A 25,109-nucleotide genomic window follows, 5' to 3' on the forward strand; every position below is an offset into this window, starting at 1 on the left:
CTGGAGTAGTATCAAGTCCGGCAACACGAACTGTAAGTCCAACAACAAATACAACATATAGTGTTACTGCATTAACGGATGCTAATTGCGCTTCACAATCAGGAGACAGAACGGGAAGCGCGGTTGTAAGTATCAAAACAACCATTTGGAAAATAACTTCTCCAGCTACCACACCAGCTTGGACAAATGGTTATCCGGATGCTACAACTGCAGCGATAATTGAAGCTTCTTATACTTCTGGTGGAAGTGATATTAATGCTTGTTCCCTAACAGTGAATAGTGCAACAGTTGTAATCTCTTTTGGCGATACTGTAACGCTGAGCGGTCCACTTGTAGCAAACGTTGGAAGTTTTGTGACATTTAATAATAATGCCAATTTAATACAAACTGGTTCAACATACACAAACTCGGGTGCCATTATTATTAAAAGAGATAGTTCTCTTTTGTATCGACTGGATTATACTTTGTGGTCATCTCCGGTTGCGGCGCAAAAACTGTTTGCTTTCTCGCCTTTAACTTCAATAAGTCCAACGGTACGTTTTTATACATATAATACTGCAACCAATGTTTATAATTCGGTTGTAGGTGTTTCGGCCGGGGCTGCTAGTACAGATGTCTTTGCAATCGGAACCGGATATCTAATTCGTATGCCTTATAATTGGCCAACTTATGTTAATTCATCCATTCAGGGAACTGCTTGGACGGGGACTTTTACAGGAGTGCCAAATAATGGTGACATTCAAGTAGCAGTATCTCTTTTAGGAACACCAGCAACTATAGGCCCGCCCCCTTATCCAGATAGATATGGCTATAATGCAGTAGGGAATCCATACCCGTCAAAAATTAATGTTCACAATTTTATAGATGCAAATGCTAATATCTCAGGGACATTATATTTCTGGAGAAAAACAAATACTACCGCCCCTTCGACTTCTTATGCAACCCTAACCAAAACTGCTTATGTAGCTAATGGTGCAGCGGGAGGTGATACTGGCGCAGGGTTCTTTCCTACAAGTCTAGACGGATCATCAGAACAAAACTGGGTTATAAATATAGGTCAAGGATTTTTTGTAAAAGCGACAAGTGGGACTACCATAAGCTTTACCAACGGTATGAGAAGAAGTTTAAATACCAATCAGTTTTTTAGAAATTCACAAACTACTACTACGGTAAACAACGGTTTGTATTGGTTGAATTTAACAGACAATACGGGAGTATACAGTCAAATGGCTGTAGGTTATAGCGCTGAAGGAACCCTTGGTTATGATAGAGGAATTGATGGTGAAAATATAAATAGGGAATTCTATTTAACCAGCTTGATAGGTGCGGATGAATACTCTATTCAAGGAAGACCTGATTTTGATTCGAGCGATATTGTTCCATTGTCATATAAAGCAGTTACTGCTGGGAATTATAATATCGCTATTGATCATACAGCTGGTTTATTTACAGATGTTAGTCAACCAATTTATGTAAAAGATAATTTAACAACGACTTATCATGACTTAAATACAGGAGCCTATAATTTTGCTACAGATGCAGGAACTTTTAACGACCGTTTTGAAATAGTATATGCGTTGCCATTAGGAATTGAAAATCCAATATTTACGGCTAACAGTGTGATTGTTTATAATCAGAATAATGAATTGATAATTAATACAGGTAGTGTAATTATGGCTTCTGTCAAGATATATGATATCAGAGGTAGATTATTGCAAGAACGAAAAGGAATTAACGCTAGTCAAACTTCAATGACCGCCGGTTTAGCAAACGAAGTGCTCTTAGTTCAAATTACTTCAGAAGATGGAGAAATGGTGACCAAGAAAGTAATCAAGTAAACATACTTACATTTTAAAACAAAAATCCTCACTAGTCATAGTGGGGATTTTTTTTGCTACATAGTTTGTTCATAACTACTGTATTACTTAGTTGTCTGATTTATACAGTTAAACTAGTTTAATGCTAATTTTGCCGAAAGATTATAATATAAATCACATTTAAAATACTTTTGAATATTTTAATGTTTATTCATTTTGTTTTATATAAATAAAATGATTACAAAAAATTTTAAAAAAAGCATTTAAACGCATAAATACGCATTTTATCGATAAATCATTTTTTTTAAAATGCGAACCTGGTATATTTGAAACTTAAAATCATTAATAAAACAAAACCCCAAATTCAAATAGTTAATCTATGAAAACTTTACACAAGCTATTCATTTTATGTATTATGCTAACGATGTATAATGGTGTAGCACAAACAGCAGGGCTGATTTACAAACCGGCAGGTAATGCATTAGGCAAAAGTGTTTTAGATCCAAATAATGATGGATTTGCATCGCCTTCTATATCAGGATTTTCAGGAACAGATTACGGTACCGGAAGTGAGTTACAAATGATAGCGTTGCCCGTTATTGTTGATGAGCCACTAGGCGATTTAACAACTGGTTCCGCTGGCGGTCATACCGATATTGTTACCAATAGTTCTGGTTCAAGACAATCATGCTATGTATTGGTAAAAAATGTAGACGGTATAGATTATCTTATTGTACGTTTTAGAATGGGTGGTAATTCCACTTCACCAAAAGCATATTCTATTTTATTTGATACCGACGGAAGTATCACTAATAATTATTCAGCATCAAATCCTGGTTTTGAACGAGAGGTTGTTTTGTCTGCAACTAATTCGGTTTCTGTTTATTCGCACAACGGAGCAGGAGCCACATTATTGCAAAGTTATAATGTTGATAATTATCAACAGCGGTCTGTTGCTTTGAGTACGGTTGGTGGAAACGCGGATTATTTTTATGATTTTTTTGTGCCTTTATCGGCAATTAATGCGGCAAGTGCCGTTCGTATGGCCGCTATAACTGTAAACTCACTTTCGAGTGGATTAGCGGGAACCATTTCAGATATAAATGGTCTTAATGATACTAGTTACGGTGGTAATCCAACTGCTATATTTCAAGCTGTCATAAGTGCTTCACCTCCTGTAACCTTAACTTCTTTAACTACAGGTTATTCGTTTCCCAATTTGATTACTTCAACACCTGTAATTACGAGTGTTTTGACCACTGCCAGCACAACTGTTGTAGGAACAAGTCAAGAAGCCAATGGAACTACCATTACTGTTTATAAAAATGGAACAAGTATTGGAACCACAACAGTAACTGCAAACGCATGGACTTTAACAGGAGTTTCGGGTCTGGTTGCTGGAAATTTAATAACAGCCAAAGCCACTGCTACAGGTAAAGATATATCAGCGGTTTCTAATACCGTTGAGGTCACAGCGGTGCAAACGTGTTATACACCAGCACCAATCAATTTAGTTAGAAATACAGGTCAAATAATTACTGGAAATTATGCGCATGCTGGTGGAGGAACTATTGTAGCGAGTACTGTTAGAATAAGACTTTATGAACAAGTGAATGCCACTACCTTTACAGAGATAAATGCCGCTTCAACAGTTTATGTAGCTACTAATGGGACATGGTCTTTTTCAACGGGTTTGGGACAAAGTGTTTTTAATACTACGACAATTATTGCTACCGCTACCTACAGCGGATGTATTTCAGGATATTCTGCAATAAATAAAAAAACATCTGGAAACGTAGGTACTACAACGGCTACGCCAACAATGGTTACTACTCAAATTATAGCTTCCCCATCGGTAGCAAGAAGCGTTCAGGTAACTAATAATGATGCAACAGCAAGTAATTTAATATTGTATATAAACGGATATCAAGTAGCAATTTCGCCAACAACGATAGCTTCAGCTGCATCCTATACTTTTAGTTATACTGGTTTTATACAAGGTGATATAGTAACCGCAAGAGCACAATCGACAACGATTGATTATTGGCTTTCCAATCCGACTACTGGTGTAATTGTAATAGCATCGGCAACGCCAAGTACAGCTCCAGTAATAACAGGAAGTTATACAGCGGGTGCAGGGAAAACCGTTACAGGAACTAGTGTTGAAATTTCGGGAACCGTAATTACTTTGTATAAAGCAGGTACTACTTTACTAGGAACCACAACAGTAAATTCTTTTGGGAATTGGTCTGTTGCTGGCTTGACTTTAGCTACAAATGATGTGCTTACAGCTTATGCCAAAGCAACTGTGAAAACTTTAAGTTCGGTTTCAAATTCTGTGACAGTTGCCGCTTCTGTGCCAACAGCACCTACGGTAACAGCACCTATAACGGCGGGCCAAACCACAATTAGCGGAACAGGTGGATTAGGAACAATTACAGTATATGTTGATGGTTCTTCCATTGGTACTACCACAGGCGCAAGTTGGACTTTATCCAGTATAAACCCATTGTATGTTTATAGAGGAGGAGTTGTTACAGCAACAAATACCGTAAGTGGCGTGCCTAGTGTATCTTCCAATCAAGTTACTATTCAAGGGGTGGTTAGTTTTTGTATTACAGATACAAGCGGAAATCCTATAACGACTAAATTATCAGAGGATCCGTTTTCTATAAGAATTACAGCAATGAGTGGTGCAAACTGTACCGGTAGCGTTTTCACAAGTTTTACCGGAACCGTTACAATTAGCAGTTCCAATACTATTGTTTCCGGCGGCGGAACAACGGCTAGTTTTGTAAATGGAGTTTTAACCACCACAATTGCAATTGGAGGTTCTGGAACAGGCGTTACAATAAATGTTGTTAATACGAATGATCCAACAGCAACTGGTACAACTTCATTGAATGTAACGGCTATAACGGCTGTTGTTTCTTCAAATCAAACTATTTGTTCGGGAACAGCACCAGCTAATTTAACTTTAGCAACCAATTTGAGTAGTATTGTGAAATGGCAAAAATCATCGGATACCTTGTTTACTTCTCCAGTAGATATTGCAAATACTACAACGACCTTAACGGGAGCAAGTATTGGTAACTTAACAGCAACAACTTATTTTAGAGCAGTACTTTTAACAGGAAGTAGTTCGACTGTATATTCTAATTATGTAACCATAACCGTTACCCCGGTATCAGTTGGAGGAACAGTTTCAGGAAGTGCAACAGTGTGTACAGGAACTAATAGTACCACAGTAACTTTAAGTGGTAATACAGGTAGTATTACGAAATGGCAATCTTCAACAGTAAGTGATTTTTCATCTGGTGTTACCGACATTGCTAATACAACTACAAGTTTAACGGCTACTAATTTAACGGCTACCGTGTATTACAGAGCGGTTGTTACTAATGGTGTTTGTACTTTTGCAAATAGCGCTATTGCGACAGTAACGGTAAACCAAGTTCCAACAGCTACAGCAGGAGGAAGCCAGACCATTTGTCAAACCGGAACTGCTACAGTAAGCGGAGCAAGTTCAACCAACGGTACAAGATTATGGACACATAACGGAGCAGGTTCAATAACTAATGCTACTACATTAACTCCAACTTATACTGCTGCGGCAGGCGATGCAGGAAACACAGTAACCTTGACGATGACAGTTACAAACAGTCCTTGTACAGCAGCAACTGCTACTTATACAGTGAATGTCAGTGATACACCAACAGCTACAGCAGGAGGAAGCCAGACCATTTGTCAAACCGGAACTGCTACAGTAAGCGGAGCAAGTTCAAGCAACGGTACAAGATTATGGACACATAACGGAGCGGGTTCAATAGCTAACGCTACTACATTAACTCCAACTTATACTGCCGTAGCAGGCGATGCAGGAAACACAGTAACCTTGACTATGACAGTTACAAACAGTCCTTGTACAGCAGCAACAGCTACTTATACAGTAAGTGTTAATGCCAGCTCTGTTGGAGGAACTGTTACGGGAGGTATAGCAACTTGTTCAGGAACAACTAGTGGATTGTTAACTTTATCAGGCCATATAGGAACAATAGTACGATGGGAATTTTCAGTTAGTCCTTTTACTAGTTGGACTACTATAGTTAATACTGCTACAACCTATGCTTCGGGAGCATTAACTCAAACAACCCAGTTCAGAGCTGTAGTACTTAGTGGTGTTTGTTCTGAAGCTAATTCAGGACCGACTACAGTTACTATAAGTAGTACTACATGGGACGGAAGTACTTGGAGCAATAATGCGCCAACTTCAACTACCTCAGCTAATTTCACAGGAAATTATACAGCTACTACTGATATCGTTGCTTGTAATATTACAGTATCTAATAATGCAGTCGTAGTAATTTCTAGTAATTTTGATGTTACATTAAATGGTGCTTTGACTGTATCATCAGGTAGTTTTACCCTTAACAATACTGCCAATTTAATTCAAAATGGTACAAACTTTACAAATTCAGGAAATATTATTGTTAAACGTAATAGTTCTGCATTAATACGTTTGGATTATACATTATGGTCATCTCCAGTTTCCGGACAAGGGCTATATGCTTTTTCACCGTTTACTTTTGCAAATCGTTTTTATGTGTATAGAACAACTAGCAATTTATATAATAACGCTGATATTGGATTTAATATAACCGGTTTAAATGGAAATGGTGTTAACGGTACAGATAATAACAATGTTCCATTTGCTTCAGCAAAAGGATATTTGATTAGACTGCCATGGAATCATCCAACCGCAGCAGCTGTTTGGAATGGTACTTTTACAGGTGTTCCAAACAATGGGAATATAACTATTGCAATGACTACAGGATATAATGCAGTTGGAAATCCATATCCATCAAGAATTAATGTTCACAATTTTATTGATGGAAATACTAATATTTCTGGACCATTATATCTTTGGAGAAAAACAAATGACACTGCGGCAACTTCATACGCAACACTTACCAAAACAGCTTATGTTGCCAATGGTGCAGTTGGTGGAGATACAGGAATAGATCCCGATACAGGAATAAGTTTTTTCCCAAATGGAGGTGGACTTGAGGCCAATTGGGTTATTAATATTGGACAAGGGTTTATTGTAAATGCTACAAGTAATACAAATTTAACTTTTACCAATGGCATGAGAAGAAGTTCAAATACAAACCAATTTTTTAGAGGACCGCAAACTATAAACACCGCAAATAATGGATTGTATTGGTTGAATTTGAATACTGATACGGGTATTTATAGCCAAATGGCTGTAGGGTATAGTCAAGAAGGAACACTAGGAGATGATAGAGGTATAGACGGAAAAAATATTAATCAGGAATTTTATTTAACAAGTTTGATAGGAACGAATGAATATTCTATTCAAGGGCGTCCAGAATTTCAAGCTACTGATAGTGTTCCATTATCTTATAAAGCTGTAACAGCGGGTAATTACACCATAACCATTGATCATGTTGATGGTCTATTTACAGGTGGTTCACAACCTATTTATTTGAAAGATAATTTGACTACAACTTACCATGACTTAACTACGGGAGCTTATTCATTTGTATCAACAGCAGGAATATTTACTGATCGTTTTGAAATAGTATATGCCTTACCACTAGGAACCGGAAACCCAATCTTTACAGCTAATAATGTTGTTATCTACAATCACAATAACGAATTTGTAGTTAATTCAGGTAACATTATTATGTCTTCTATTAAAGTATTTGATATTAGAGGTAGATTGTTGCAAGAGCGAAAAGCGATTAATGCTAGTCAAACTACAATTGGTAGTGGAATAGCAAATCAAGTTTTGTTAGTTCAAATTACTTCTGAATACGGAATAACAGTTACCAAAAAAGTAATTAGATAATTGAATTAGAAATACAGTTAAAATAAAAAATCCATCTTATGATGGATTTTTTATTTTGGAAAGGAAATTATTTTTAACCTTTTGAGTATTTAAGCGGTTCTTCTGTTTTTTTTGAAGGTATAAATTACAAATAAAACACCGGCAATTGCTAATAGAATCATTTTTCCATTAATAGGTGCTGGCTGTGGGTCATCACCTTCAAGTCCACCTCCACCTTGATCATCTCCAGGTTGCGCAAAAGCGACAAAATCAGACAATAAGATAAACGACAACAAATATAATTTCAAAAGCTTTTTCATAGACACTTTATATATAAGTGGTAAATATACTAATCATTTTTAAAAATAAAAAAAATAGTGCGTTAATAAAAGATTATTAATCAAATTCAGAAGTAAAGAATAATTTCACAGTAGGGAATTTGCTTTGTGTCATTTGTATAGTGAATTCAGAATCAGCTAAAAATACTAATTGACCATATTTATCATGCGCTAAGAATTTTTGCTTGATCCTTTTGAACTCTTTAAATTCTTCACCTTTTGGGTCATCGGGTTTTACCCAACACGCTTTGTGAACCGGAAAATTTTCATAACTGCATTTAGCGCCATATTCATGTTCCAAGCGGTATTGAATAACTTCGTATTGAAGTGCACCAACGGTTCCGATAATTTTTCGGTTATTCATTTCTAATGTAAACAATTGCGCTACACCTTCATCCATTAATTGGTCAATTCCCTTGTCTAATTGTTTTGCCTTTAATGGATCAGCATTATTGATATATCTAAAATGTTCCGGTGAAAAACTTGGAATTCCTTTGAAACTAATTATTTCAAATTCGTTTAAGGTGTCTCCAATTTTAAAATTCCCGGTATCGTGAAGACCTACAATATCTCCGGGATACGAGATGTCAACAATTTCTTTTTTCTCTGCAAAAAACGCATTTGGACTTGAGAATTTCAAATTCTTATTCAATCGTACGTGCATATAAGGTTTGTTGCGTTCAAAAGTTCCAGATACAATTTTTACAAACGCCAATCTATCTCTGTGTTTTGGATCCATATTAGCATGGATCTTAAATACAAAACCAGCCATCTTTTGTTCTTCAGGTTTCACTAAACGAGTTTCGGATTCTTTTGCTCTAGGCGCGGGTGCAATTTCAACAAAGCAATCAAGCAATTCTCTTACTCCAAAATTATTCAAGGCGGAACCAAAAAATACAGGTTGTAGATTTCCTGCTAGGTATTGCTCTCTGTCAAAAGCCGGATACACTTCTGAAATCAATTCCAGTTCATCACGAAGTTTAGCGGCTGGTTTTTCGCCAATGATTTTCTCCAATTCCGGACTTTCAATATCAGAGAAAGCAATAGTGTCTTCAATATTTTTGCGGCTATCACCACTAAACAAATTAATGTTTTGTTCCCAAATATTATAAATCCCCTGAAAATCATAACCCATTCCAATTGGGAAACTCAAAGGTGTTACATTTAGCCCCAATTTCTGCTCTACTTCATCCATCAAATCAAAGGCATCTTTTCCTTCTCTATCCAACTTATTAATAAAAACAATTATCGGAATGTGACGCATTCTACAAACAGAAACCAATTTTTCGGTTTGTTCCTCAACACCTTTGGCAACGTCAATTACCACAATAACACTGTCAACAGCGGTTAATGTTCTAAACGTGTCTTCGGCAAAATCCTTATGTCCTGGTGTATCTAGAATATTGATTTTTTTACCTTTATAATTAAATGCCAAAACAGAAGTCGATACCGAAATTCCTCTTTGACGCTCAATTTCCATAAAATCGGAAGTGGCTCCTTTTTTGATTTTATTATTTTTAACCGCTCCAGCTTCCTGAATAGCACCACCAAACAGCAATAACTTCTCTGTTAGCGTGGTTTTTCCAGCATCAGGATGCGAAATAATTCCAAAGGTTCTGCGACGTTCTATCTCTTTTAGAAAACTCATGATTTTGATAAATTGGTTGCAAAAATACTATTATTTACTGATTATTTCCACATGGTTTATATTTCAAATCTTTCTATAGGTTTTTCGTGTTAATAAAATTTTGTTAATACTAGTCACGATAGTTGTATAATGTGTTTGAATTGTTATTTTTGTTAATTGTTACCTTGCTTTCCTAAAGTATTTTTCGGAAGTTATTAAACACATGATTAATAGTTATTTAGTATATAAATTTTTTTTAGCATGAATATCAAACAGTTTTTTTTAGGGTTCTTCTTTTTACTCTCATTTGCAAGTAATGCACAAAATAATACAAAGGAAGTTTTGTTTACAATCAATGAGAAACCTTATTATACAGATGAGTTTTCTAGGATTTACAAAAAGAATTTAGATTTGGTAAAAGATGATTCTCAAAAAGATTTAAATCAATATTTAGAACTTTTTGTTGGATATAAGTTAAAAGTAAACAAAGCGTATAAACTTGGTTTGCAAGATGGAGCACAATACAAAAGTGAGTTAAAATCATACAGAGCGCAATTAGCCAAAAACTATTTTAACGATACAAAAATCACTCAGGAGCTTATAGAAGAAGGATATAACCGACTTCAAAAAGAAATCAGAGCTTCACACATTCTTATTTTAGTAGATGAAAACGCCTCACCCGAAGACACTTTAAAGGCCTATAAAAAAATTGAAGACATCAGTAAAAAAGCAATTGCCGGAGAAGATTTTGCAAACTTAGCTGTTCAGTATTCGGAAGATCCATCTGCTAAAGAAAACAAAGGAGATTTAGGTTATTTCTCCGCTTTCAGAATGGTTTACTCATTTGAAAATGCAGCTTACAAAACACAAAAAGGAAAAGTCTCTAAAATAATCAGAACACGTTTTGGATACCATATATTGAAAATTAATGAAATAAGAGCCAATCGCGGTGAAATTACGGTGGCTCATATTATGATTTTAAAACCAAAACCAGAAGAAACTGAAAAAGATGCTGAAAAAACCATCAACGAAATTTATCAAAAAATTCAGCAAGGAGAAAAGTTTGAAGATTTAGCCAAACAATTCTCAGAAGATAAATCCTCTGCTTCAAAAGGCGGCGTATTAAATAAATTTGGTTCTGGACAATTGAGTTCTGAAGAATTTGAAAATGTTGCTTTTTCTCTTGCGAATCCTAATGATATTTCAAAACCATTTAGCTCTGATTTTGGGTGGCATATTGTTAAGTTAATAGAAAAACATCCCATAAAATCAATGGATGAAATGAAAAATGAGTTAGAAGCTAAAATCGGTAAAGACGATAGATCTAAAAAAATCACAGCTTCTTTAAACGAAAAACTCAGAAAAAAATATACCTATAAAAAAGATGCTAAACAGTATGGACTGATTTCAAAATTAGTAACCAACGATTTTTATGAGGCAAAATGGGCACTTCCGGCAAACGCAAGTGAATACACTACTGCTTTACTCACTATTAATGAAAAGAAAATTGAGGGCAAGGCATTCTTGGATTTTATAGACAAACAACAAAAAGCAGGTTTAAAAGTAAAGCCGTTATCAAAGTTAGTTGACACTTTGTATGATAAATTTTTGGACGAACAATTGACCGCATACTATGATGAAAATTTGGAAACTGAATTTTCTGATTTTGCAAACGTGATGGAAGAATATCGTGACGGATTATTGCTTTTTGACTTAATGGAAAAAGAAATTTGGGATCGTGCTAAAACGGATACTTTGGGTTTGAAAAAGTTTTATGATGAGCATAAAATGGAGCATATGTGGAAGAAAAGAGTTGAGGTGACAATTGCTTCATCTACTAAACAAGACATGATTAAAAAAGCCCAAGCATTTTTGAAGAAAAATGAGAAGCCACAAGCTATTAAAGATAAATTGAATGTTGAAAATGTAATCAACGTAATGACAAATAGCGGAGTTTTTGAAGAAGGAAGTGATGGGTTGCCAAAAACAATGAAATACAATCCTGGCGTTTCAGACGTTTTTAAAGAAGGAGAATATTATTTTGTGACCAAAGTGGATAAAGTGATGCCAGCCGGAGTTAAAACAATTGAGGAGTGCAAAGGCAAGCTTATCAATGAATATCAGCAATATTTAGAACAAAGCTGGGTGTCCGATTTAAAAAAGGAATTCACCATTAAAGTCAACCAAGAAGCTTTTGACCGTGTAAAAAAACTTCTTAATCAATAAAATGATTCGAAATAGTTTTTTCCTCATTTTTTTAATGGTTTGCTCCTGTGATTATTTCAAACCAGAACAAAAATCGCAGTCAATTGCGCGAGTAGGTAAAAATTATTTGTACAAAAGTGATATTGCAAAATTAGTTCCTGCCGGAACTTCAAAAGAAGATAGTTTGCTTTTGGTTCGTGATTTTATTGATCGTTGGGCAAGTCAAAAATTGCTGATTGAAGCTGCAGAGAGAAATCTAAGCGATGCTAAAAAGAAAGAGTATAGTTCATTAATTAAACAGTATGAAATCGATTTATACACTAGTGCTTATATAGAAGAAATAGTAAAAAGCACTGTTGATACAGTCGTAACCCAAGAGGAATTAAAAAAATATTACGAAGAAAATAAGGAAAATTTCAAAGCCAACGGAACATTAGTTCGATTGCGATATGTCAATCTTTCAAAAGAGAATCCGCGTTTTGAAACCATAAAAAATAAGTTCTTTAATTATTCAAAAAAGGACAAAAAGTTTTGGGACACTTATGCTTTACAATGCAAGAGTTTTGCAATGAATGATAGTGTTTGGGTTGACATGAGTCAAGTATATGCGAAGCTTCCTGTTATAACACCCGATAATAGAGATGAAGTAATTCGACCGGGGAAAAAGTTGCAAATTCAGGATAACGATGATACGTATCTGATTAAAGTAACAAATGTATTAGATAAAAATCAAATTTTACCATTTGAGTATAGTAAATCAACGTTGAAAGAAGTTCTGTTGAACAAAAGAAAATTACAATTGATTAAAAAATTTGAAAAGGATATCACCAATGATGCCATTAAAAAAAATGATTATGAAATATACAAATAGCAAACTTACCATAGCAATTATCGCAATTCTTTGCTCAGTAGGCTTTGCCAATGCGCAGGAAATTATTAAAGACACTGTGAAAACGAAACCTGTAGCAAGTTCTTTTAAAAAGCAAAAAATTGATGGAGTTATAGCAACAGTTGGTGATTATATTATACTCGATTCTGATATTGATAAGTCTTTTTTAGAGTTGTCAAGTCAAGGAAATTCTATAAAAGATATTACACGTTGTCAAATGTTAGGCAAATTATTGGAAGACAAATTGTATGCGCACCAAGCGGTTCAGGATAGTATCATCATCAAAGATGAAGAGATCAAAGAAAAATTAAATGAGCAGGTTAACTATATGGTTGAACAATTGGGTTCAATGGATAAGGTGGTTCAATATTTCAAAAAAAGTACCGAAGACGAATTCAGAACAGAATTATTTGACATCATTAAAACAAATAAATTGGGTGCTGAAATGCAAAGAAAAATCATTGATGGTGTCGAAATTACTCCGGAGGAAACACGTAATTTCTTCAAAGCTATTCCGCAAAATGACTTACCCGTTTTTGGTGCTGAAATGGAAGTAGCGCAAATTGTTGTAGCTCCAAAAATTTCGGAAGAAGAAAAACAAAGAGTAATAAACAGGTTAAAAGAAATTAAGGCTGAAGTATTGGCAGGCTCAAGTTTCAAGACAAGAGCTGTTATCTATTCTGACGATAGAGGTTCAGCATCTAGTGGAGGTTTCTATAAAATTAACAGAAAAACCCAATTCGTAAAAGAGTTTAAAGATGTTGCTTTTTCATTGGGAGAAGGTGAAGTCTCTGAACCATTTGAAACAGAATACGGCTATCACATCATTATGGTAGAAAAAATTAAAGGACAAGAAGTTGAATTAAGACATATCTTGATGATGCCAAAAGTTTCTGACCAATCTTTGAAAGATGCCAAAGAGAAAATCATTACCATAAAAAGAAAAATCGAAAACGGTGAAATCACTTTTGCTGATGCGGCAAGAACAATGTCTGATGAAAAAGAAACACGTACTAATGGAGGTGTTTTGATTAATCCTAAAACACAAGACACACACTTTGAATTAACCAAAATGGATCCGAGTTTGTATAGCGAAGTTTCTAATTTGAAAGATAAAGCGATAACAGCGCCGATTTTAGATGATGACCCAAGAACCGGAAAAAAATATAAAATCATCACGGTGACTGACAGAATTGATCAGCACACAGCTGATTATGCAAGAGATTATGTGAAAATAAAAGATTTGGCACTAAAAGAAAAACAAATCAAAGCCATTGCCAAATGGACTGATGAAAAAATCAAAGAAACCTATATCAAAATAAATGGTGAGTATAAAGATTGTGCCTTCACTAACAATTGGTTAAAAAAATAGTAATTAAATTTAGATTATCGAAATCCTAATTCCTTAATCCTTAAATCCTAAATAAATATGTCAGACGTTGCAGCCATTCAAAATTTAGTTCAAAAAAGAACGGAACTTAAAAAAGAAATTGCCAAGATAATTGTTGGTCAAGACGATGTGATTGATCAAATTCTATTGAGTATATTTTCGGGTGGACACGCACTTTTAGTTGGTGTTCCCGGTTTGGCAAAAACATTGATGGTGAATACGATTTCACAAGCATTAGGATTAGATTTTAAAAGAATACAGTTCACACCCGATTTGATGCCTTCGGATATTTTGGGAAGTGAGATTTTGGACGAAAGCCGTAGTTTTAAATTTATCAAAGGGCCAATTTTTGCCAACATTATTTTGGCAGATGAGATTAACAGAACACCACCAAAAACACAGGCTGCTTTACTGGAAGCCATGCAGGAACGCTCGGTAACCATTGCAGGTCAGAATTATAAATTAGATTTACCATACTTTGTTTTGGCAACCCAAAACCCAATTGAGCAGGAAGGAACGTATCCATTGCCTGAAGCACAATTAGACCGTTTTATGTTTGCTATCAAATTGGATTACCCATCGTTTTCTGAAGAAGTTGATGTAGTTAAAAGTACTACATCGGATCACAAACCAGTAATTAATCCATTGTTTACGGCTCAAGAAATTATTGATTTTCAACACTTAGTTCGTAGAATCCCAGTGGCAGATAACGTAATCGAATATGCGGTTACTTTGGTAAGCAAAACACGTCCAAATAATCCGTTGTCTAATGATTATATTAAAAATTATATAGATTGGGGAGCAGGACCAAGAGCATCACAGAATTTAATTTTGGCCGCTAAAGCCAATGCTGCTTTCAACGGAAAATTTTCACCAGATATTGAAGATGTAAAAGCTGTAGCAACCGGAATTCTTCGTCACCGAATCATCAAAAACTACAAAGCGGACGCCGAAGGAATCACCGAAGAAATGATTATTGATAAACTACTTTAACCCGTTGGGTGTAATTAAATAATAGCTATAAATAGAAAAGGTTTCCCTAAAAAATACAGCCAATTATTAAAGAAGTGTCAGTCTGAGCTCCGCTTGTGCTGACTAAGGGAGTATCGAAGACCATTAAAAAGATACATTTCGACAGGCTCAATGTGACAACTTGCCATTAATTAACACTAAAAAAAATTACACCCAACGGGTTACTTTAGTCCTTTTTGAAGTAACGCATCCAACTCTTTGTCGTAAAAGAACAAAAACATACTTCCCATCATATCTTGACTGATTTGGGTAGTATTGTTGACTTCCAATACAATTTCATACTCATGATTTTTGTACAACCAAATGCCTTCCACAGATGAAAAAGGGTCAATGCTTGTTAAGCCAATTTTTCCTTTGTGATTCAAAATTTTGCTGCTGAAAATTGCTTTTTTTCCCGTTTTGTCATACAATGAAATTTTGGTTGCAAATGGATGAACGTGAATCGCTGCAGCATGCAAACGTAAACTATCCTGAATTTCTAATTGACGGTTAACCCTACTTCTATAGGTGTTTTTCCCAACAGGAATTACCCAATGACCTGAAAGTTTATTACCCTTACCATCATCATACGTATGGTTCTTGGTTTCAACAGGAATGCATTGATTTGTGCCTGGATCTAAAGGAGATTTATATGGATTGGACTGATTAAATGGAAGCATGATAAAAGCCGATCTGCTCATCAATGGTTTCAAATTTTTTTCTCGTGAATAGTTGATGTCTACTTCATGGCGCATCCAAAAATTAGCATCCGGAATATTGTGATTTAAAGATTGTGTGGTTACATACAAGAATTCATTTCCTTTCATCGGAACACCATAACCTGCAGGGAAACTGAAATTTTCCATACCATGCGAAAGTGATGTCAATCGTGGATATTGCTTGCCAATTCTTTTATTTAAATGAAAAGAACTATAATAGTTTACATCATTGAAATCAACATTGGTATGACAAATAAAATCCTTTGAAATAGCCTTTAATGTTTTTGAGTCTAAGGCGTCGACATGAAAACCCGTCAGCCAAAGCAAAGTTGAATCCTGCGAAAGTTGAACATAATTAGAAGCTTTTGGGCCTTCCATCGATTTATAAATTCCATCAATATAAAACTCAGGCGAAATCATTCTATAGGTTTCCGATTGGTTTTCAACCTTCCAATTTGGATTTACGACACCTAATTTTTCAAACAAAAAAGATTTTACAATAGCCTTGTGACGAGTGGGTAATTGCCAATACCAAATTCCGCCTCCAATTATGGTAAGCAAAATTAGAACTCCTAAAATTTTATATATCTTTGATTTTCTCATCGATGTCAAATTTACATTTTTATATGAATGATAGAAAACAAATAAACGCAAAAAGATTTTTTGGACTCGATTTTTTACGGGCACTTTCTATAAGTTTACTATTGTTTTCGCATTCTTCATGGATTTATAATTCTACTGGAATTCTGGGAAAATTGCAAGACGCAAGTGGTTTTTTAGCTGTCGAATTATTCATTGTCTTAAGCGGATTTTTAATAGGAGGAATACTTTACAAACAGTTTCTTCATGAAAATTACAGCCTAAAAGATGCCGGTTTATTTGTGTCCAGAAGATTAATGCGTGTTTTACCAAGTTACTATTTGGTCATTCTGATACTTACCCTAATTTATTTGTTTTTCGGTTTTTCTGTGTCAGAAGTATGGAAATATCCTTTGATGATACAAAATTTCAGTTCGCCAATTCCAGCTTTTTTTCCTGAATCCTGGAGTTTACCCGTTAAAGAAATGGGTTATATTTTTGTGGTGATTTTATTGGTAATGATTTCAAAGATATTTGGTAAAGCTTCGAAACCTATTATGTTCTTATTTGTTATTCTTGGGCTTATTGCTTTTACCTTTCTTTCGAAATTATATTATGACATTCACTCTACTAATTTGTCGATGACAAGCTGGAGTTTTGATATTCGTTCGGTTGTGATTTATAGAATTGATTCGGTTTTGATTGGAGTGCTTTTTGGCTATTTTTATAACAATTATGCAGCATTTATAATGTCAAAACGAAAACTGTTTTTTGCCCTTGGTATTTTAATTTTCATAGTATTGTTCTTGTGCATAATGGTATTTAAATTAAGGTTAACCAATGCATCTTGGTTTTGGAATATTCTATGTTTGCCATTGCTTTCGGTAGCTATTTGTATGTCTATTCCGTTTTTACTGAGTTGGGAATTACCATCAAAAAGAATTGGAAACGGCATTACTTTTATTTGCAATATTGCCTATTCTATTTATTTAGTGCATTACAGTATAGTGCTTTTTCTATTGAAATATTTTATAGACACGACAGATTTCGGCCTATGGCAATTGAATATTTTTGCTATCTTGTATGTGTCAATAACAGTTGGGTTGAGCTATCTTTTTTATAATTATTTCGAAAAACCCATCAACCAGTTCAGAGCTAAAAATTTAAAGTTGAATGACAAATAATACAGCCAGAGTTTTTGGATTAGATTTAATGCGTGCGATGGCGATTTGCATGGTTTTATGTTCGCACATACTTTGGATTTATAATCCGGAAGACGGAATTATTAGGCAGCTTTTTGCGCTTTTTGGATTCCTGGGCGTTGAGTTTTTCTTTGTATTAAGTGGGTTTTTGATTGGAAGAATACTCTATGGCATCTACATCAAGGATGATTACACTATAAAAAGTGCTTTGTATTTCCTCAAAAGAAGATGGTTTAGAACATTACCCAATTATTTTCTAATACTGATCATCAATATAATAATTACTACTTCTTTAGGATATTCGATGCCTGAACTTGGCTTATATTTTATTTTTCTCCAAAATGGATTTTCCAAAATGTCAACTTTCTTCCCGGAATCGTGGAGTTTATCTGTTGAAGAATGGGCTTATGTAGTTTTGCCTATTTCGCTTTTAGCATTCTCATTTTTATTTAAACCCAAAAATAAAAACCGTTTTTTTTTAGTAATTGTATTGTCATTGATAACGTTATTTATTGGTTTTAAAATCGCCTACCACATCAATACAAAAACTACCACGCTTGATGAATGGAATGTTTCTCTAAAATCGGTTATGATTTATAGATTAGACGCTATTTTTATGGGAGTTTTATCCAGTTGGATAAGTATTAATTATGAAAAAAACTGGAGTAAGTTCAAATTTTCATTGGCGTTTATTGGCGTTTTAATTATGATATTTATGTATTTTGGAATGGGTTTTTTACGGATTTTACCCGCAACGTATCCTTTTGTATGGAATGTAGTTTATCTTCCTTTGGCATCGCTTTCTATTGCATTTTTCGTCCCTTTATTTTCTCAAATGGAAACTTCAATCCTAATTCTAAAACGTCCAATTGTATTTATCAGCAAAATATCTTATTCTATTTACCTGCTTCATTATAGTGTAATCATGCAATTGTTGATGTTGTTTGTTGATAGAGAAAAAACGGCTTTGTTTCAACTTCATTTGATAACTGTAGTTTATCTCACTACTACAATTGTTTTGAGTTATCTTTTTTACCGTTTTTATGAAAAACCAATGATGAATTTGAGGGATAAGAATTAAGAATAGTCATTTTGCATTGCTTTTATTGAAGTATTTGTAAAAAAGTATTAGTAAAAACAGTCATTTCGCAAAATAGTACTCCGATTCAATATATTTTATTAAAAACTTTTATAGAAGTACGACGTTTTCGTAAATTTGCACAGCACTTGAGGCCTCATGGCCGAACAGAACGCAGTTAAATAATTAAACCCAATATACTATGGCTTTTGATATTGAAATGATTAAAAAAGTTTATGGAACAATGGCAGAACGTGTTGACAAAGCGCGTGAGTTAGTTGGTCGTCCATTGACACTTTCTGAAAAGATTTTATACTCACATTTATGGGAAGGAAATCCAACACAAGCTTTTTCTCGCGGAAAGGATTATGTTGATTTTGCTCCCGATAGAGTTGCTTGTCAAGACGCAACCGCTCAAATGGCATTATTGCAATTCATGCATGCCGGAAAAAAGACAGTTGCCGTTCCAACGACAGTTCACTGTGATCACTTAATTCAGGCAAAAGTTGGTGCTACTACTGATTTAGCTGTTGCCAATTCACAATCAAAAGAAGTTTTCGATTTTCTTTCTTCAGTTTCTAATAAATACGGAATTGGTTTTTGGAAACCAGGTTCAGGTATTATTCATCAAATCGTTTTAGAAAATTATGCATTTCCTGGCGGAATGATGATTGGAACCGATTCACACACAGTAAATGCTGGTGGTTTAGGAATGTTAGCTATTGGTGTTGGTGGTGCTGATGCCGTAGATGTAATGTCAGGCATGTCATGGGAATTGAAGTTTCCAAAACTAATCGGAGTAAAATTGACCGGAAAATTAAACGGTTGGACTGCTCCAAAAGATGTAATCTTAAAAGTGGCTGATATTCTTACCGTAAAAGGTGGAACTGGAGCTATAGTTGAATACTTTGGTGAAGGTGCAACTAATATGTCATGTACCGGAAAAGGAACTATATGTAATATGGGTGCCGAAATTGGAGCAACAACTTCCACTTTTGGTTACGATGATTCAATGAGACGATATTTGGCCGCGACCGATAGACAAGATATTGTGGATGCTGCAGATAAAGTAGCGGATTATTTAACTGGCGATGCTGAAGTGTATGCCAATCCGGAACAATATTTTGACCAAGTTATCGAAATCAATTTATCAGAATTAGAACCACATATCAACGGACCTTTTACGCCAGACAGAGGAACTCCGGTTTCAAAAATGAAAGAAGAAGCTGCTGCGAATGGTTGGCCATTAAAAATAGAATGGGGATTAATCGGTTCTTGTACCAATTCATCCTACGAAGATATGGCACGTGCCGCATCTATTGTGGAACAAGCTGTTGCTCACGGAATCACTCCAAAAGCAGAATTCGGAATTAATCCAGGTTCAGAACAAATTAGATATACCATAGAAAGAGATGGCATCATTGCTACTTTTGAGAAAATGGGAACCAAAGTTTTTACCAATGCTTGTGGCCCATGTATCGGACAATGGGATAGAGCTGGTGCTGATAAACAAGAAAAAAATACCATTGTGCATTCGTTTAACAGAAACTTCTCTAAACGTGCTGATGGAAATCCAAATACACATGCTTTTGTAACTTCGCCAGAGATGGTAGCTGCTTTAGCGATTTCGGGAGATTTGAGTTTTAACCCAATTACGGATACTTTGTTAAACGATAAAGGGGAAGAGGTAAAACTAAATCCACCTCACGGTGATGAGTTGCCAAAAAGAGGATTTGATGTTGAAGATGCTGGTTTTCAAGCTCCGGCAGCTGATGGTTCTAGTGTGCAAATTTTAGTGAGTGAAACGTCAGACAGATTACAGTTGTTAGCACCATTTGATGCTTGGGACGGAAAAAATATTAAAGGGGCTAAATTGCTTATCAAAGCATTTGGAAAATGTACAACGGATCACATCTCTATGGCTGGACCTTGGTTGCGTTTCCGTGGTCATTTGGATAATATTTCTAATAATATGTTGATTGGAGCAGTGAATGCTTATAATCAAGAAGCTAATAAAGTTAAAAACCAATTAACTGGAGCATACGATGCAGTTCCTGCTGTGCAAAGAGCATACAAAGCAGCTGGGGTTTCTACAATCGTAGTGGGAGATCATAATTATGGCGAAGGTTCTTCTAGAGAACATGCTGCCATGGAACCAAGATTTTTGGGAGTAAAAGCAGTTTTGGTAAAATCGTTTGCACGTATTCACGAAACGAATCTGAAGAAACAAGGAATGTTAGCGTTGACATTTGCTAACGAAGCGGATTATGATAAAATCCAAGAGAACGATACAATCAATTTCTTAGACTTAACCGAATTCACTCCGGGCAAACCGTTGTCTTTAGAATTTGTTCATACCGATGGTTCAAAAGATGTAATCTTGGCAAACCATACATACAACGACAGCCAAATTGGTTGGTATGTTGCTGGTTCTGCCTTAAATTTGATTGCTGCAGCGAAAGATTAATCAATAATAGATGATAAAAAATGCTCAACATTTGTTGAGCATTTTTTTTGAACTTAATCTAGCAAATAAAAAAAGATAAAAAACTCTTTTTATTTTTAAATATAATTTCTACATTTGTATAATAATTAGCAATCCATGTTTTCAAAATCTTGTGAATACGCGATTAAGGCGATGATATTTGTAGCCCAAAAATCTAAAGATGAGGTTAGGGTAGGAGTAAAGGAAATTGCGAAAGGTATTGATGCACCTGAACATTTTATTGCAAAAATATTACAGGATTTAGGCAAAAAAAAATTAGTGAATTCTGTTAAAGGCCCAAATGGAGGATTTTACATGGATCAAATAAATTTAAAAAGCTCTATTGCAGATGTTGTAAAAGCAATAGATGGGGATGGAATTTATAAGGATTGTGTTATTGGTTTAAAACTTTGTTCTGAAAAAAATCCGTGCCCAGTTCACTTTGAATTTAAAGAAATCAAGAAAAATTTAATTACAATGCTTGAAGAAAACACTATCGCAGATTTTAATGACAAATTAGATACAGGAAAATTTTTCCTCAAAAATCAATAACTTTTTTTAATATAATTAAAGATAAAAAGATATTAATATATTAAAATTTTATTTTCGACAAAGCCCGTTAATTGTATAACAACTGATAATAGTTATGTAACTCAATTCGAGATATAAGAGCCACCTTTATGTAATTTATTGAATAATACTAAGTTATAATTAAAGGTTAGTAAAGAAATAATTTTAAAATAATACAAGGAAATATGAAACTAAACAAAAAATTAACCATCACTTTTTTGATAACCTTTTTAATGTCAATAAATATTTATGCACAAGAAGCAACTAATATCATTACTGATAATTCGGATACTTTAGGTTTGTGGTTGGTGTTTTTGGTATTGGTAATTCCAACCTTACTTTTTATTGGGAGTTTGTATGTTAAATTTAAAACTAAAGTTGAAGAAAATGAAGAATGGAATAAAACAGGAACTCAAAACCATTTTTCTGAGTATTTGAAAAGCTTGAGTAAAATTCAAGTTCAAAAATTGCTAAATTTCAAAAATCAAGATGCTTCCACTTCTAAAAAAAGCATTTCTGAAAAAGCTAAATTATTGTCGTTTTTACTTTTAACTTCAACAACATTATTTGCAGAAGATTTTAAAAATCAAAAGGATAATTTCTTTTCCCAACCCGGAATTATTATCACTATAATTTTAATACTAATTCCAGTTTTGCTTGGTGTTGCTTTTGCTATGGTAAAAGCCAATAACACAATTAAGCGTTATTTAAATAAAGAGAAATTTGCAGAAGCGGAAGAATTTGCAACCCATTTGCAAAATATTGACACATCAAAATTAGAAGAAACACTTCACAATAGAGAAGCTGCGTTGGACTTTAAGTTAACCAATAACGAACTTTCCGGAACAGAAAAAGCCGAAGACAAAATAGGAATTCTAAATAATATTAGCGACAAACACCAAGTGCATTTCACTGCTTTGAAAAAAAGAGCAGTTCAAAAACCTAGTTTGGATCCTGAAATTGCAAAACTAATTTTATGGTATTTTGGTTGTGCTACTTTTTGGTTGGTTGTAGGAACAGGAATCGGAGAATATCTTGGGATAAAATTTGTAGCACCAGATGTGGATCATCAGAGTTGGTTGAGTTTCGGACGATTGCGACCAGTTCATACCAATATTGTTTTTTGGGGTTGGGCGTCAATTGCAATGATTGGGTTGGGATATTATGTGGTTCCAATTGTAAGCAATGCTAAAATTTATAGTGTAAAATGGGGATGGTACGCATTGGTATTAACCAATTTGATGGTACTGTTTGGAACCTTTTGCCTAATGTCTGGTATCAATAATGGCGGTGGTGAATTTAGAGAATATATTTGGCCGGTCATGGCGCTTTTTGCAGTTGCGCTTATTCTTACTTTGGCAAATTTTATTCTAACAGTAGCAAGACGAACGACCAAAGAAATTTATATTGCAAATTGGTACATTGTTTCTGCTTTAATTTTTACAATAATTGTGGCACTAACCGCTTATTTACCTTTCTGGCAGGACGGCGTTTCAGAAACTATTGTGCAGGGATATTTTATGCATTCCGGAGTAGGAATGTGGTTTACACTATATACGCTTGGTTTGCTATATTATTTTATTCCGCAACAGCTTAATAGACCAATATATGCTTATAGTCTTGGGATTTTAGCTTTTTGGACACAAATATTATTCTACACCATAATTGGTACACACCATTTTATTTTTGCACCATTGCCTTGGTGGCTTCAAACTGTTGCAATTGTGGGAAGTGCGGGAATGATAATTCCTGTGGTAGCTGGAACTATAAATTTTACGATGACTTTTAAAGGTCAATGGAACAAAGTAGCTACAAGTTATACTTTACCTTTTTTCCTGGTTGCAGTCATTTATTATTTTATTGTGTCATTACAAGGCACAGCTGAAGCATTTAAGTTTACCAATTTAATATGGCATTTCACCGATTTTACTGTGGCACACGCGCATCTTGGTTTCTACGGAATTATAACGTTTGCACTTTGGGGTGGATTTTATGTTGTGATACCACGATTAACAGGAAAAGAACCACCACAACACTTGGTTGGAGTTCATTTTTGGTTGGCTCTAATCGGATTATTGTTTTATTCCATACCATTATCGATAGGTTCTACTTTAAGAGGACTAATGTGGATGGATGGAAAACCATTCATTGATAGCGTTGTCTTAATGTTTGACTTTTGGATTTGGCGTGCCATTGGTGGAAGTTTAATGTTTATTTCTCACTTAGTTTTTGCGTATAATTTTTATCAGATGACTACAAAAGAAAAGGAAGAAATGGATGTGAAAGAAGAAGCATTTAAGATTCTAGAGCAACAAATCAAATAATTTATAGCCATGAATATTTTCAATAACCACAAGCGATTATACATTACAGCTGGACTATTATTTGCATTTTTAACCTACTTGACGGTAATAATGCCAGCATTTAAAAATCAATACAACAATTTGCCTTTGCCAGGAACAAAGCCACTTTCTGGAGATGCTAAAGCTGGAAAACTACTATACATAGCTGAGGGTTGTGTAGGTTGTCACTCGCAACAAGTTAGAAATGTGGAAATGGATAAAGTGTTTGGAAGCCGTCCTGGAATGGCTGCTGATTACGCAAATATTGGTCGGACAAGCATTTGGCAAAATACAGCAACATTGATGGGAACTGAACGAACTGGACCAGACTTAACGGATGTTGGAAACCGTCAACCAAGCATAGATTGGAATTTAATGCATTTGTATCAACCAAGATCTGTTGTGCCACAATCGATAATGCCTTCTTATAAATGGCTTTTTGAAATGAAAATAAATCCAACTAAAAATGATGTTGTTGTAAGCATGCCAAGTCAATTTCTAAATGGGGAAACAGGGAAATTAGTAGCCACAAAAGAAGCCTTGCAGTTAGTTGCTTATATTCAATCATTAAAACAAACACCATTGCCACAAGGAATTATTGCAAATGATTTTTTATATAAAAAAGCAATTAAAATAGAATTAGGCAAAGATGGTTCTGCATCGTTAGACGGTAAAGCCCTTTACGAAGCCAATTGTGTTGCCTGTCATCAAGCCAATGGTGAAGGACTAAAAGGAGCTTTTCCACCACTAAAAGGAAGTCAAATTGTAACCGACGGAAATCTGGAATTATATGTAGATATTATTATGAACGGGTATGACGCCAGAGCAGAATATGGTGTTATGGCAGCCGTTGGAACCAATATGAATTTTACAGAGAAAGAAGTAACTGCGATTATCAATTATGAGAGAAGTTCGTGGGGAAATAAAGGTAAAAAAGTCACTGAAGAAGAGATAAAAAAAGTCATGGATTTTGTAAAAATTAAGGCTTCGGCATCAAATCAATAAT

Annotated in this window: 15 protein-coding genes; 12 read left to right on the top strand and 3 right to left on the bottom strand. The window is 34.7% G+C overall.

Annotated elements, in window-relative coordinates; genetic code table 11:
* On the top strand, nucleotides 1–1,838 hold a 1,838-nt coding region (locus tag RMN97_RS07185; RefSeq protein ID WP_309613841.1), incomplete at its 5' end, for a hypothetical protein.
* 358 nt (nucleotides 1,839–2,196) lie between these two features.
* A complete protein-coding gene (locus tag RMN97_RS07190) occupies nucleotides 2,197–7,689 on the top strand; it encodes a hypothetical protein (protein ID WP_309613842.1) in 5,493 nt (1,830 codons plus the stop codon).
* An 89-nt stretch (nucleotides 7,690–7,778) separates the two neighbouring features.
* On the opposite strand, the gene RMN97_RS07195 is transcribed toward RMN97_RS07190, so the two are convergent.
* Together RMN97_RS07195 and RMN97_RS07200 are read right to left on the bottom strand one after the other, a co-directional pair.
* The gene (locus RMN97_RS07195) at nucleotides 7,779–7,988 is read right to left on the bottom strand and encodes a signal peptidase (RefSeq protein ID WP_309613843.1); all 210 of its coding nucleotides are present in this window, start codon (nucleotides 7,986–7,988) and stop codon (nucleotides 7,779–7,781) included.
* 76 nt (nucleotides 7,989–8,064) lie between these two features.
* Entirely contained in the window at nucleotides 8,065–9,654 is a 1,590-nt protein-coding gene (locus RMN97_RS07200) for a peptide chain release factor 3 (RefSeq protein ID WP_309613844.1), read from the bottom strand.
* Nucleotides 9,655–9,894: 240 nt separating this feature from the next.
* Here RMN97_RS07200 and RMN97_RS07205 point away from each other — a divergent pair, with 240 nt between their 5' ends.
* The 4 genes from RMN97_RS07205 to RMN97_RS07220 are packed head-to-tail and all read left to right on the top strand — an operon-like array spanning nucleotide 9,895 to nucleotide 15,110.
* Nucleotides 9,895–11,859, top strand: coding sequence for a peptidylprolyl isomerase (locus tag RMN97_RS07205; protein ID WP_309613845.1), 1,965 nt, complete (start codon nucleotides 9,895–9,897; stop codon nucleotides 11,857–11,859).
* A 1-nt stretch (nucleotide 11,860) separates the two neighbouring features.
* Nucleotides 11,861–12,709: a hypothetical protein gene (locus RMN97_RS07210; protein WP_309613846.1), complete on the top strand. Its 849-nt coding sequence runs from the start codon at nucleotides 11,861–11,863 to the stop codon at nucleotides 12,707–12,709.
* Complete coding sequence (locus RMN97_RS07215; protein WP_409024882.1) at nucleotides 12,672–14,099, top strand: peptidylprolyl isomerase; 1,428 nt, start codon at nucleotides 12,672–12,674, stop codon at nucleotides 14,097–14,099. The genes RMN97_RS07210 and RMN97_RS07215 overlap by 38 nt, the downstream gene beginning before the upstream one ends.
* A 57-nt stretch (nucleotides 14,100–14,156) precedes the next feature.
* Nucleotides 14,157–15,110, top strand: a complete 954-nt coding sequence (locus tag RMN97_RS07220; RefSeq protein ID WP_309613848.1) for a MoxR family ATPase — start codon at nucleotides 14,157–14,159, stop codon at nucleotides 15,108–15,110.
* A 200-nt stretch (nucleotides 15,111–15,310) separates the two neighbouring features.
* Here RMN97_RS07220 and RMN97_RS07225 read toward each other — a convergent pair whose 3' ends face one another.
* Complete coding sequence (locus tag RMN97_RS07225; protein WP_309613849.1) at nucleotides 15,311–16,450, bottom strand: hypothetical protein; 1,140 nt, start codon at nucleotides 16,448–16,450, stop codon at nucleotides 15,311–15,313.
* Between the two features lie 23 nt (nucleotides 16,451–16,473).
* On the opposite strand from RMN97_RS07225, the gene RMN97_RS07230 reads away from it, so the two are divergent.
* From RMN97_RS07230 to RMN97_RS07255, 6 genes are all read left to right on the top strand, one after another.
* Complete coding sequence (locus RMN97_RS07230) at nucleotides 16,474–17,610, top strand: acyltransferase (RefSeq protein WP_309613850.1); 1,137 nt, start codon at nucleotides 16,474–16,476, stop codon at nucleotides 17,608–17,610.
* The gene (locus RMN97_RS07235; RefSeq protein WP_309613851.1) at nucleotides 17,600–18,709 is read left to right on the top strand and encodes an acyltransferase; all 1,110 of its coding nucleotides are present in this window, start codon (nucleotides 17,600–17,602) and stop codon (nucleotides 18,707–18,709) included. The genes RMN97_RS07230 and RMN97_RS07235 overlap by 11 nt, the downstream gene beginning before the upstream one ends.
* A 199-nt stretch (nucleotides 18,710–18,908) precedes the next feature.
* Nucleotides 18,909–21,173 carry an aconitate hydratase gene (locus RMN97_RS07240; RefSeq protein WP_309613852.1) on the top strand — a complete coding sequence of 755 codons (2,265 nt, stop codon included), beginning with the start codon at nucleotides 18,909–18,911 and terminating at the stop codon, nucleotides 21,171–21,173.
* A 135-nt stretch (nucleotides 21,174–21,308) separates the two neighbouring features.
* Nucleotides 21,309–21,743, top strand: coding sequence for an Rrf2 family transcriptional regulator (locus RMN97_RS07245; RefSeq protein ID WP_309613853.1), 435 nt, complete (start codon nucleotides 21,309–21,311; stop codon nucleotides 21,741–21,743).
* Between the two features lie 203 nt (nucleotides 21,744–21,946).
* Nucleotides 21,947–24,085 (top strand): cbb3-type cytochrome c oxidase subunit I, encoded by a 2,139-nt coding sequence (locus tag RMN97_RS07250; protein WP_309613854.1) that lies wholly within the window; start codon nucleotides 21,947–21,949, stop codon nucleotides 24,083–24,085.
* A gap of 9 nt (nucleotides 24,086–24,094) precedes the next feature.
* Complete coding sequence (locus RMN97_RS07255; RefSeq protein WP_309613855.1) at nucleotides 24,095–25,108, top strand: cbb3-type cytochrome c oxidase subunit II; 1,014 nt, start codon at nucleotides 24,095–24,097, stop codon at nucleotides 25,106–25,108.
* Nucleotide 25,109 lies beyond the last annotated feature (1 nt).

It is taken from the genome of Flavobacterium sp. (assembly GCF_031381455.1).
Taxonomy (GTDB): domain Bacteria; phylum Bacteroidota; class Bacteroidia; order Flavobacteriales; family Flavobacteriaceae; genus Flavobacterium.